Raw genomic sequence first — 12,106 nt, 5'->3', positions numbered from 1 at the left:
CCTGGTGACCGCGGGAGTACGCCTCTTGGGAAGATCAAAGACGGGGGAGGCGCCACGACGTGTTCGACTGGATCCGCCAGATGGACCGCACCCAGCGGCGGGCACTCTTCGCCACCTTTGCCGGCTGGGGCCTGGATGGCATGGACGTCCAGATCTACTCGTTCGTCATTCCCACGCTGATAGCGCTCTGGGGCATCAGCCAGGGACAGGCCGGGATCCTGGGGACGGCGGCGCTGCTTCTCTCGGCTCTGGGCGGCTGGCTGGCGGGAATGCTGGCCGATCGTGTAGGACGCGTCCGCCTGCTTCAGATCACCGTGGCCTGGTACGCCTTCTTCACCTTCTTGAGCGGCTTCACCCACTCGTTCGAGCAGCTCCTGGTGACCCGCGGGCTGCAGGGGCTGGGCTTCGGGGGCGAGTGGGCGGCGGGCTCGGTCCTGATGGGCGAGCTGGCCGACCCGCGTTTCCGCGGCCGCGCCGTCGGCACCGTGCAGAGCGGTTGGGCGGTGGGGTGGGGCGTCGCCGTCCTCGCCTCCACCCTCTTGTTCTCGCTCCTGCCCGAGAACTGGGCGTGGCGCGCCATGTTCTGGCTGGGCCTCCTGCCCGCCCTTCTGGTGGTCTACATCCGCCGCCACGTCCGCGAACCGGAGGTCTTCCAGGCGACCCGGAGGAAGGTGGAGGCGGGCGCCCGCGCCTCCAGCGCCGAGATCTTCGGGGAAGGGCTCCTGCGGACGACGGTCCTGGCTTCCTTGATGACGACGGGCATCCAGGGCGGCTACTACGCCATCACCACCTGGCTTCCCACCTACCTGAAGAGCGTGCGGCACCTCTCGGTGCTCAACAGCGGCGCCTATCTGGCCGTGGTGATCCTGGGCTCCTTCGCCGGCTACATCACCGCCGCCTATCTGGCCGACCTGATCGGCCGGCGCCGGAAGATCCTTCTCTTCGCGGTCCTGTCGGCGGCGACGGTGGTAGCCTACGCCTATCTGCCCATCAGCGACCGCATGATGCTCGTCCTCGGCTTCCCGCTCGGCTTCTTCGCCTCGGGCATCTTCAGCGGGCTGGGCCCGTACCTGACCGAGCTCTACCCGACTCGGGTGCGCGGGGCGGGGCAGGGTTTCGCCTACAACTTCGGACGCGGCGTGGGAGCGCTCTTCCCGGGACTGGTCGGCTTCCTCAGCGCGCAGATGAGCCTGGGACCCGCCATCGCCCTCTTCGCCGTCATCGCCTACGCTCTGGTGGTGGGGATGCTGCTGCTCCTGCCGGAGACGGCGGGGAAGGAGCTGGTCGCCTACGACTGAACCGGCGGAGCCTGCGAGGGAGGCGGCCGCAGAGCCCCTCCCCGAAACGGTGGTGCGCGGGCTGGAGGAAGCGGTGGGACGGGGCAACCTGCTTCTCGGGCGCGGCGAGCGGGTGCTCTACGGCTACGACGCCACCGTGGTGCGCGGGGTCCCCCGCGCGGTGGCCCGACCGGCGACGACCGGGGAGGTGGCGGCCGTCCTCCGCCTCTGCCACCGCGAGCGGCTGCCCGTGATCCCCCGGGGAGCCGGGACGGGCCTCTCGGGCGGAGCCGTCCCCGTGCGGGGAGGCGTCGTCCTCGACCTGGGGCGGATGAACCGGATCCGGCGCATCGACCGCCAGGATCTCTACGCGGAGGTCGAGGCCGGCGTCAACACCCGCCGCTTTCAGGAAGCGGTGGAGGCGGAGGGCCTCTTCTTCCCCCCGGATCCCTCCAGCGCCGTCGCCTCCACCCTGGGCGGAAACCTGGCGGAGAACGCAGGCGGCCCGCGCGCCTTCAAGTACGGCGTCTTCCGCGACTACACCCTCGGCCTGACCGTGGTCCTGGCCGACGGGAGCATCCTGCGGACCGGGGGCCGCACCGTCAAGAACGTGAGCGGTTACGACCTGACCCGCCTCTTCGTCGGCTCGGAGGGGACGCTGGGGGTGATCACGGAGGCGATCCTGAAGCTGATCCCGCCACCGGAGGCCCGGCGGACGCTGATGGCCGGCTTCCTCCGCCTGGAGGAGGCGGCCGAGGCGGTGAGCGCCATCATCGCCGCGGGACTGCGACCGTCGGCGCTGGAGCTGATGGACGAGTCGTCGATCCGTGTGGTGGAGGAGTACCTCCACCTGGGTCTGCCCCTGGATGTGGAGGCGATCCTCCTGATCGAGGTGGACGGGCCCGCGGCGGTGGTGGAGGAGGAGGCCGGGGCGGTGGCCGATCTCTGCCGGCGGCAGGGGGCCAGCCTCCTCCGGCTGGCGCGGGAGGAGGCGGAGGCGGCGGAGCTGTGGCGGGCCAGGAAGGCGATCTCGCCGGCGGTGGCGCGGATCAAGCCGACCAAGATCTCGGAGGACGCCACCGTCCCCCGCAGCCGGATCCCCGAGATGGTCCGCCGCCTGAAGGAGATCGCCCGCCGCCATGCGGTCACCCTGGTCGTCTTCGGCCACGCCGGTGACGGCAACCTCCATCCCAACATCCTCTGCGACGCCCGCAACCCGGAGGAGATGGAGCGGGTCTGGCGGGCGGTGGCCGAGATCTTCCGCGTGACGCTGGAGCTGGGCGGGACCTTGAGCGGGGAGCACGGGATCGGCGTATTGAAGGCGCCCTTCCTGGGGTGGGAGCACGGGGAGGCGGGCCTGCGCGCCATGCGGGCGATCAAGGCGGCCCTCGACCCGCACGGCATCCTCAACCCGGGGAAGCTCTTCCCGGATCAGGCGCCGGGCTGGCCGGTCCCCATCCCCGACGCTCCCCGCAGGCCGGAGGCGCGCTCCCGGTCCGCCAGCGCGGGAAGGAGCCTGGGAGGGTGAGAGGATGAGCCTGCGCATCGACCTGAACGCCGACCTGGGCGAGAGCTTCGGCCCCTGGAAGATGGGGGAGGACGACGAGCTTCTCCGCCGGATCACCTCGGCCAACGTGGCCTGCGGCTTCCACGCCTCCGATCCGGTGACCATGGCCCGCACCGTCCGCGCCGCCGCACGCCTCGGCGTGGCGGTGGGAGCGCATCCGGGCTACCCGGACCTGGTCGGCTTCGGACGCCGCGACCTCGAGATGAGCCCGGAGGAGGTGGAGGCGAGCCTGCTCTACCAGATCGGCGCCCTGCGCGCCTTCTGCGAGGCCGAAGGCGTGCCGCTCCACCACGTCAAGCCGCACGGGGCCATGTACAACCGGGCCGCGCGCGACCCCCGGCTGGCGGAGGCCATCGCCCGCGCCGTCCGCCGCCTCGACCCGAGCCTGATCCTCTACGCCCAGCCCGGCGGCGAGCTGGCGCGGGCCGGCCGCGAGGCGGGGCTGCGGGTGGCCCTGGAGGCCTTCGCCGACCGGGGCTACTTGCCCGACGGGCGCCTCCAGCCCCGCGCCCAGCCCGGAGCCGTCCTCCACGACCCGGACGAGGTGGCCTCCCGTGCCCTGCGCATCGTACGCGACGGCCGCGTGACCGCCGTCAGCGGCGAGGAGGTCGAGCTCCAAGCGGAGACGCTCTGCGTCCACGGTGACAACCCCGAGGCCGTCCGCCTGGTGGACGCGCTCCGCCAACGGCTGGAGGCGGCGGGCGTGGAGATCGCCCCGGTCGGCGCTTGAGCCGGAGGCAGGGCTCCCGGCCCGGGCCGGGGAGCCGGCCGGCCTACCGCCTCCGCCCGGCCGGCGAGCGGGCCGTCTACATCGACCCGCTGGACGCCGGCGGCCGGCCGCTGCCGCCGGCTCCGGAGACGGCGGACCGCCTGGCCGCCTGGGCGGAGACGCTCCACCCGCTGCCGGAGGGGATCGAGGCGGTCCTGCGCGGTTATGCCACGCTCTACGTCGAATTCGACCCGGAGCGCTGGGCTGAGCCGGGGCTCGTCCGCTGGCTCGACGAGGTGCTGGCGGCCGCCGGCCCTGCCGGGGGGACGACGACGGGCGGGCCGCCCGCGCGTGTCGTCGAGCTGCCGGTGCTCTACGGGGGCGACGCCGGCCCCGACCTGGAGGAAGTGGCCCGGGCGAAGCGCCTGGCACCGGAAGAGGTGATCCGGCTGCACAGCTCCCGCCCCTACCGTGCGCTGGCGCTCGGCTTCAGCCCGGGCTTCGCCTACCTGGGCGAGTTGCCCGCGGAGCTGGAGGTGGACCGGCTGGCGGTGCCGCGCCGGCGGGTGCCGGCGGGCTCGGTGGCCATCGCGGGTCGGCAGACGGCCGTCTATCCCTCCGCCACGCCGGGAGGCTGGCGGCTGATCGGCCGCTGCCCGCTCCCCCTCCTCCTTCCCGGCCAGGACCCGCCGGTCCTCATCCGCCTCGGCGACGAGGTCCGCTTCCGGCCTGTGGACGAGGCGGAGTTCCGGCGACTGGAGGCGGAGGCCGGGGCGAGCTCCGCCCGGGCCGGGTCGGGTGGCGCCTGGGCGGAGGCGGGGGAGGGGGCCGTCGCCGGGGAGGCGGTGATGGAGGTGGTCCGTCCGGGCTTCCTGACCACGGTGCAGGACCTGGGCCGGCAGGCCTGGCGGGGGTACGGCTTCGTCCAGGCGGGGGCGCTGGACCGGACGGCCCTGATGGTGGCCAACGCGCTGGTGGGCAACCCGCCCGGCGCGGCGGCGCTGGAGGTGACGGTGGCCGGGCCGGTCCTGCGCTTCCTCCGGCCGGTGCGGGTCGCTCTGGCGGGGGCGGACCTGGACGCGCGCCTGGACGGGCGGCCGGTCCGGCCAGGCGAGCGGGTGGAGGCGGAGGCCGGGCAGATCCTCCGCTTCGGGGCGCGGCGCCGCGGGGCGCGCGCCTATCTGGCCGTGGCCGGTGGCCTGGACCTCCCCGTCCTGGGCGGGAGCCGCTCCACCGATCTGGTGGCCGGTCTGGGCGGCCTGCAAGGCCGGCCGCTCCGGGCGGGCGACCGCCTGGGTGCCGGGAAGCGGGCGGAGGAGCCTCCTCCCGGCGAGCGCCTGCTTCCTCTCCTGCCCCCGCTGCCCGAACCCGGCGCAGCCCTGGAGGTCCGGGTCACCCTGGGACCGGACGACGACCTCTTCGAGGAAGAGGCGCTGGCGCGCCTCTTCCGGCAAGGCTGGCGGGTGGCACGGGAGTCGAACCGCACGGGGATGCGGCTGGAGGGGGAGCCGCTCGCCTTCCGGGCGGAGGCGCGTTCGGGGAGGGCGGGGCGCGCCTTCTCCGAGCCGGTGGCGCTGGGGGCGGTCCAGGTTCCTCCGTCGGGGGAGCCCATCCTCCTTCTGGCCGACCGGCCCACCATCGGCGGCTACGCGCGGGTGGCGACGGTGGTCGACGCCGACGTCGACCGGCTGGCGCAGCTGGTGCCGGGCGACCTGGTCCACCTCGTCCCCGTCTCGCGGGAGGCCGCGCGCGAGGCCGACCGCCGCCGGCAGGCCGAACTGCGACGGCGGCTGGCGCTTCCCCCGGCCTGAACCCCGCCTGACCCGCGACGGGTGGTTCATGGCCCGGCGGCCCGGCGCGGTTCGCGCCCGGCCAGCCCGGTCGCCTTGACGGCGGTTCCTGGCCGGGCTAGAGTCGAGCCAACAGGAACACCATAGAGGACCACTGGGGGCGCCCTGGGCCCCTGGTCCGCCGGCGACGGCGGGCCGGCCCCGGGCTGAGACGGCGAAGGCCGACCCCTCGAACCTGATCTGGGTCATACCAGCGGAGGGAAAGTGGTCACGCGCAAGGGGTGGTTCTCCGCCGCCGGCGCGTTGCGACCGTCCTCCGGGACGGTTTTTTCGTGGTCCTCGCGGGCACCCTGGCGGGAGGCGAGCGAGGATGAGCGGTGGCCGGGCGGAAGAGACCGCCCTTCGGTTCGACGGCGTCACCGCCGTCTACAGGCCCCTGCCCGTGGCGCGAAGGCGCCGGGCGGAGGTTGCCGTCCTCCAGGATCTCTCCTTCACGGTCCGGGCGGGCTCCTTCACCGCCCTGGTCGGCCCCAGCGGCTCCGGCAAGAGCACTGTTCTGAAGCTGGCGGCAGGCATCCTGCGGCCCCGTACGGGAAGGATCGAGGTCTGCGGAGGCCCGCCCGGCGCCCGCCCGGGGGAGCCGCTCCGGGCGAGCTACATGCCCCAGCGCGATTCGCTCCTGCCCTGGCGGACGCTTCTGGAGAACGCGGTGCTGCCGCTGGAGCTCCGCGGCACGAGCGGTCCGGAGCTGGAGGCGGCGCGCCGGCGGGCGCGGGAGCTCCTGCCGGTCTTCGGCCTGGAGGGGAAGGGGGAGGCCTATCCCGCCCAGCTCTCCGGGGGCGAGCGGCAGCGGGCCGCCTTCCTCCGCACCGTGCTGGCGGGCGGACGGCTCCTCCTCCTGGACGAACCCTTCGGGGCGCTGGACGCGCTCACCCGCCGCCAGCTCCAGCTCTGGCTGGCCGGCCTGCGCGAGAGGCTGGAGGCGACGCTCCTGCTGGTCACGCACGACGTCCGGGAGGCCGCCTTTCTCGCCGACGAGGTGCTGGTGGTGACCGGCACGCCCATCCGGGCGCTCCAGCGCGTCCCGGTGGGCGACACCACGCTGGCCGAGCGCAGGGTGCTGGAGCTGCTGGGGCTGGGGGAGAGCGCCCGGGCGGAGGTGGGGGGAGGATGAGGGGAGGATGAGGGGAGGCTTCCTGGCGCTCCTGCTGCTGGTCGCCTGGCAGGCGGGGGTCGAGTGGATGCGGCCGCCCCGCTTCATCCTGCCCGCGCCCAGCGACGTGGCGGCGGCGCTCTGGCGGGAGAGGGCGACGCTCCTGGCCAACGCAACCGTGACGCTGGAGGAGATCGCCCTGGCCATCACGCTCTCGGCCATGGTGGGCGTCGGCCTGGCGGTGCTGATGCGGATGAGCCCCCGCCTGGCGGAGGGCGCCTATCCCTGGCTGGTCGCCTCGCAGATGTTCCCCACCGTGGCCGTCGCGCCCATCCTGGTCCTCTGGCTGGGCTACACGCTGGCACCCAAGGTGCTCCTGGCCGTCCTCTGGAGCTTCTTCCCGCTGGTGGTCAGCACCTACGACGGCCTGGGGAGGGTGGACGCCGACGCGGAGGAGCTCTTCGCCGCCTGGGGGGCGCGGCGCTGGCAGCGTTTCCGGGCGCTGGAGTGGCCCTCGGCCCTCCCCGCCGTCTTCTCCGGGCTGAAGCTGGCCGTCGCCTTCAGCGTGAGCGGTGCGGTGGTGGGGGAGTGGCTGGGCGCCCAGGCGGGGCTGGGTTACCTGATCCAGCGCTACTCCTCACAGCTCGACGCTTCCGCGGTCTTCGCCGCCGTCTTCCTCCTGGCCCTCCTGGGCATCGCCCTCTTCGCCCTCACCGGCTGGGCGGAACGGCGCCTCCTCTGGTGGATGCGTATCTCCGAGAACGGTTTCGGGAGTGAGGAAGCATGATGCGACGGATCCGGCATCCGTTGGGGCTGGTCGCGCTTCTCGCCGGCCTGGCCCTCCTGGCCGGCGCCTGCGGCGGCGCGGGTGGCTCCGCCGGCCCGCAGGGGAAGGCGGGCGGCCCCAGCCGGCAGGCGCCGCGCACGGTCACGCTGCTCCTCGACTGGCAGCCCAACGTGGACCACGCCTGGCTCTACGCCGCGCTCGACCGGGGCTACTTCCGGAAAGAGGGGCTGGACGTCAAGGTGGAGGTGCCCTCCCAGACCACCGATCCGCTCAAGCTGGTGGGCTCGGGACGGGTCACCCTGGGCATCGGGTACCCCAAGGACGTGCTCCTGGCGCGGGAGCGGGGGATTCCCGTCGTCTCCGTGGCGGCGGTGGTCCAGCATCCGCTCAACACGCTCATCGCCCTCCGCTCCAGCGGCATCCGTTCGCTGGAGGACCTGCGCGGCAAGCGGATCGGGACCGCGGGCACGCCCAGCGACCAGGCGATCATGGAGACGCTGGCCGAACGGCTGGGGGTGCCGCCGAGCCAGATCCGGTCGATCAACGTCGGCTTCGACCTGATCCCCGCGCTGACCACGCACCGGGTGGACGCCATCGAGGGCGGCTACACCACGGTGGAGGCGCTGGAGTTGCCGCGCAACGGCTATCCCGTCACCGTCTTCCCCGTCCGGGAGCTGGGCGTGCCGGACTACTACGAGCTCGTCCTGGTCACCAACGAGTCGACGCTCCAGCGCGACCGGAGCCTGATCGAGGCCTTCTGGCGGGCGGCGCAGCAGGGCGAGGCCTGGGTGGCCGCCCACCCCGACGAGGCCGTGGAGGTCCTGGCGCGCCATGCCTCCGGCCTCGACCGCGGCCTCGCCCGGGCCGGGCTGAGGGTGCTGCTGCCGGAGCTGCGCGATCCGGGCCAGCCTTACGGGAAGCAGACGGAGGCCAAGTGGGCCACGCTGGCGAACTGGATGCTCCGGCACCACCTGCTGAAGCAGCCGGTGGACGCCACCCGGGTCTTCGTGGACGTGGCGGGTGAGGTGGGTCGCTGATCATGGACGAGAAGCCGCGTCCCTCGAGCCGGCGGGCCGCGCGCCGCGCGCCCGCCCGCCGCCCGGCCGCGGGCGGGCGAACGGCCGGGCGGCCGGAGCAGGGCAGGTTCGACTGGCGCCGGCTCTTTTTGAGCCTCATCATGGGACTGGTCGTGCTCGGGCTGGTCGCCTACTACGCCCTGCCCTTCCTGTGAACCGCGCTGGCCCGCTGCCGGGCCGCGCGCCGCGGCGGCCCCGTGGCGGAGGGCGCGATTCGCCTGCCTGGTCTTAGTACCAGGTGCTAATATGGGGTCATGCGGCGGAGGTGGAGAGCCTGAAGGCGGTGGCGTTCGACCCGGCGATCCCGCGCTACCTGTGGACGCGGGCCTGGGGAGGGCTGCGTCGCTCCGGCTACTGGGGGCGCTGGTCGCCCCTGCAGCTGCGCGAGCTTCCCGTCCCGGAGCCGCGAGGCCCGGGCTGGGCGAGGATCCGGACGCTTCTGGCCGGCATCTGCGGCAGCGACCTGAACCTGGTGGCGCTCCGGGACAGCCCCGTCGCCTCCGTCTACAGCTCCTTCCCCTTCGTGGTGGGGCACGAAGGGGTCGGCCGCATCGACGAAGCCGGCCCCCAGGTCCCCTTCCCCCGCGGCCAGCGGGTGGTGGTCGACCCGCTCCTGGGCTGCGAGACGCGCGGCATCGATCCGCCCTGCCCGGCCTGTGCCCGCGGCGAGATCAGCCAGTGCGAACGGATGGCCCAGGGCGATCTGGCCCCGGGGCTGCTGATCGGTGCCTGTCGGGACACGGGGGGCACCTGGGGGGAGTACTTCCTCGCGCACCGTTCGCAGATCTTCCCCGTCCCCGAGCAAGTGAACGACGAGGCGGCGGCGCTGGCGGAGCCCTTCGCCGTCGCGCTCCACGCGGTGCTCCGGAACCGCCCCCGGCCGGGCGAGCGGGTGCTGGTGATCGGCGCCGGCGTCATCGGGCTCCTGGTGGTGGCGGCGCTGAAGGCCCTGGGGGAGCCGGCGCCCGTCACCGTTCTCGCCCGGCATCCGTTCCAGGCGGAGCTGGCGCGGGAGCTGGGCGCCGACCGGGTCCTGGTCGGCCGGGGCGCCGGCCAGCGGGAGCAGCTGGCGCGCGAGCTGGGCGTCCGGTTGCTCCGCCCCATCCTGGGCGCGCCGGTGCCCGAGTCGGGCGCCGACCTGGTCTACGAGTGCGTGGGCCGGGACGACTCCATCGACGAGGCGCTCCGCTTCACCCGGCCGGGCGGGCGCGTGGTGCTGGTCGGGCTGGCGGGCGTGACGCGGAGGGTCGACTGGACCTTCGTCTGGATGCGCGAGCTGACCGTCCGGGGCACCTTCGCCTACGCCACCGAGGAAGTGGGCGGCGAGCGGACGCGCACCTTCCAGCTGGCGCTGGAGTTGCTCGCCCGCGGCGGCCTGCCCCTGGAACGGCTGGTGACGCACCGCTTCCCGCTCACCCAGGTGCGGGCGGCGCTGGAGACGGCCATGTCCAAGGCGGCTCGCCAGGCGCTCAAGGTGTTGCTCGTCCCCTGACCCGACCGGAGATTCGCTCCTGAGAGACGCCCAGCCAAGGAGGCTGAAGCCGATGGACTGGAACGACCTGCTGAGAAGGAAGCGAGCGGAGGGCCCCAGGGACTTCACGGTGGTGGGCCGGGCGGAGAGCCCGCTGATGCGTCACTTCGTGGAAGGGCTGGCTCGCGCCTTCCGCGAGCGGGGTTACGCCCAGGTGGAGCCGTACCCGGGAGTCCACCTCGTCTTCAACCTGATCGACGCGGCCGAGGCGCGCCCCTACCACCGCCACGCGCAGGCCACCTACGTGGTCTCGATCGCGGAGGCGCCCGCGCCGCCCGAGGACGTCCTGCTGGCGGCCTACCCGCTGATGATCCGCTCGCTCTCCAACCTCTTCCTGTACGTGGTGCCGGAGGGGGAGGAGGTCCGGACCTACTTCCTCACGCTGGAGCGGGGCTACTACCCCATCCGCGCCTCCTTCGAGGAGCCGGAGCGCTACTTCGAGGAGCTCTACCAGCGACTGGAGCCGCTCGCCTCCAGCCACCTGGTGATCCAGAACGTCTTCGATCCTGACCTGCCCGAGTCGCTCTGGAACGGCGACGAGCACATGGAGGAGATGCGCCGCGCCAGCCGTCAGCTGGGCGAGCTGAACCTCAACCCGGCCCCCTTCCCCATCGAGAAGCTGCTGCCGGAGAGCGACTTCCGCCACGTCCAGCGGCTCTACCAGATCGGCGGGCTGAGCTACGGCAACCTGAGCGTGCGGCGCAGCGAGGACGACTTCTGGATGAGCGCCAGCGGGGTGGACAAGACCAACATCCGCCAGGTGGGCCGCGACGCCCTTCTGGTCAAGGGCTACCAGGAAGAGGACGACGCCATCCACCTCGCCGTGCCGCCGACGGTCACGCCGCGCCGCGTCTCCGTCGACGCCATCGAGCACTGGATGGTCTACCAGCAGAACCCCGAGGTGGGCGCGATCCTCCACGTCCACGCCTGGATTCCCGGCATCGACGCCACCGAGATCAACTACCCCTGCGGCACGCTGGAGATCGCCCAGGCGGTGGCGGAGAAGGTCCGGACGGCGCCGGATCCTCGCCACGCCATCGTCGGCCTGAAGAACCACGGCATGACCATCACGGGGGAGAGCCTGGACGAGATCTTCGAGCGGATCGAGGGGAAGGTCGTCCGGCAGGTGCCCATGCTCTGACCCCCGGGGGTCGGCGGCGCCCGCTCCCCAGGCGGGCGGTCCGCCCCGCCCGGGGCGGAGCGCCGCCCGCGCTTCTCCGCGGCCCACCGGCGGCGGACGGCCGCCTCCCTGCCGTCGGCATCGGCTCGGCCACGAACCTGGAGCCCCACGTCGACGGCCTCCGTCGGGTCCGGATCGGCGGGGCGCCGCTGGGCTTCGTGGCCCGCTATGACAGCGTCAACGTCCCCGCCAAGAACCGGACGCGCCGCGAGGCCCGGGCGTTCTCCGCCGTCGGCCTCTGGATCGTCACCGTCTGGGAGAACGGATCCCCCACCTCGCGCAGCTCCTTCACCTTCTCCCGCGGCTGCGCGGACGTGCGCGACGCCTTCTCCCTGGCGGCGGACGAGGTCGGCCAGCCCGACGGCTCGCCGATCTACTTCGCGGTGGACTACGACGCCCTCACCCGGGCGGATCGGTTGGCCGTGGGCGACGACTTCCGCGGCCTTCACGAAGGCGCCGCCGCCTGGCGCGCCCGACGGCAGGCCCGCGGCTGGTCGGCCCCCTCCTACCCCGTCGGCGTCTACGGGGGCTGGTACGTCCTCCAGTGGCTCTGGGAGGAGCGGCTGGCCGACCGCTTCTGGCAGGCGACGGCACCCGCCTGGAGCCGGGCCGGAACGCCTCGCGCCGGCCGGGGGACAACCTCTGGCAACGCTTCCCGTACACGACCTGCGGCCTCCTCGTCGACGTGGACAGATCCTGGGGGAACGGGGGCGGATGGCGGTACACTGTGGCCAAGGCGGCGGCCGCTTGAAGCGGGGGTGGCGGGGGCCGCCCGGGAGGTCGGGAGGATGCCGCACATGACGCTGGCGGCCTGGCAGGCGTTCAGTGTCTGGTACCTGGCCAGCGCCGCCGTGATGGTCTTCGGGGTCTTCGCCGCCATCGTGATCCGCGGGAGCCGCCGGCAGGGACCCCAGCTGGAGCTGATCCGCGGCAGCGCGCCGTCACCGGTCGTCGCGGCGCCGGTCCGGCGGAGAGGGCCGAGAAAGCGCCGGAACGGGCATTCGCAGGCGGAGCCGCCGTTGCGGAACGGCTAGCG

The 12,106-nt window shown here is 73.6% G+C and carries 11 protein-coding genes and 1 riboswitch; all 11 genes read left to right on the top strand.

What is annotated here, in order from left to right; genetic code table 11:
- Positions 1-80 precede the first annotated feature (80 nt).
- On the top strand, positions 81-1,298 hold the full coding sequence (locus tag QJR14_04865; GenBank protein ID MDI3316929.1) for an MFS transporter: 1,218 nt from the start codon (positions 81-83) through the stop codon (positions 1,296-1,298).
- Positions 1,299-1,350: 52 nt separating this feature from the next.
- Positions 1,351-2,805 (top strand): FAD-linked oxidase C-terminal domain-containing protein, encoded by a 1,455-nt coding sequence (locus tag QJR14_04860; protein MDI3316928.1) that lies wholly within the window; start codon positions 1,351-1,353, stop codon positions 2,803-2,805.
- Positions 2,806-2,809: 4 nt separating this feature from the next.
- The gene (locus tag QJR14_04855) at positions 2,810-3,574 is read left to right on the top strand and encodes a 5-oxoprolinase subunit PxpA (protein ID MDI3316927.1); all 765 of its coding nucleotides are present in this window, start codon (positions 2,810-2,812) and stop codon (positions 3,572-3,574) included.
- The gene (gene pxpB / locus QJR14_04850) at positions 3,571-5,364 is read left to right on the top strand and encodes a 5-oxoprolinase subunit PxpB (protein ID MDI3316926.1); all 1,794 of its coding nucleotides are present in this window, start codon (positions 3,571-3,573) and stop codon (positions 5,362-5,364) included. Before QJR14_04855 ends, pxpB begins: the two co-directional genes overlap by 4 nt.
- A gap of 125 nt (positions 5,365-5,489) precedes the next feature.
- Positions 5,490-5,623: riboswitch (TPP riboswitch) on the top strand.
- 90 nt (positions 5,624-5,713) lie between these two features.
- Entirely contained in the window at positions 5,714-6,517 is an 804-nt protein-coding gene (locus QJR14_04845; protein MDI3316925.1) for an ATP-binding cassette domain-containing protein, read from the top strand.
- 7 nt (positions 6,518-6,524) lie between these two features.
- Positions 6,525-7,283, top strand: a complete 759-nt coding sequence (locus QJR14_04840) for an ABC transporter permease (protein ID MDI3316924.1) — start codon at positions 6,525-6,527, stop codon at positions 7,281-7,283.
- Complete coding sequence (locus tag QJR14_04835; protein ID MDI3316923.1) at positions 7,283-8,320, top strand: ABC transporter substrate-binding protein; 1,038 nt, start codon at positions 7,283-7,285, stop codon at positions 8,318-8,320. The genes QJR14_04840 and QJR14_04835 overlap by 1 nt, the downstream gene beginning before the upstream one ends.
- A gap of 2 nt (positions 8,321-8,322) precedes the next feature.
- Positions 8,323-8,514, top strand: a complete 192-nt coding sequence (locus tag QJR14_04830; protein MDI3316922.1) for a hypothetical protein — start codon at positions 8,323-8,325, stop codon at positions 8,512-8,514.
- A 110-nt stretch (positions 8,515-8,624) separates the two neighbouring features.
- A complete protein-coding gene (locus QJR14_04825; protein MDI3316921.1) occupies positions 8,625-9,851 on the top strand; it encodes a zinc-binding dehydrogenase in 1,227 nt (408 codons plus the stop codon).
- A gap of 136 nt (positions 9,852-9,987) precedes the next feature.
- Positions 9,988-11,031, top strand: a complete 1,044-nt coding sequence (locus QJR14_04820) for a class II aldolase/adducin family protein (protein MDI3316920.1) — start codon at positions 9,988-9,990, stop codon at positions 11,029-11,031.
- Positions 11,032-11,219: 188 nt separating this feature from the next.
- Positions 11,220-12,104 (top strand): DUF1906 domain-containing protein, encoded by an 885-nt coding sequence (locus QJR14_04815; GenBank protein MDI3316919.1) that lies wholly within the window; start codon positions 11,220-11,222, stop codon positions 12,102-12,104.
- Positions 12,105-12,106: the final 2 nt, after the last annotated feature.

It is taken from the genome of Bacillota bacterium (genome assembly GCA_029961055.1).
Lineage (GTDB): Bacteria > Bacillota > Sulfobacillia > JAIMAT01 > JAIMAT01 > JAIMAT01.
The sequence above is the reverse complement of the archived record's forward strand: the minus strand, read 5'-3'. Positions and strand labels throughout refer to the sequence as shown.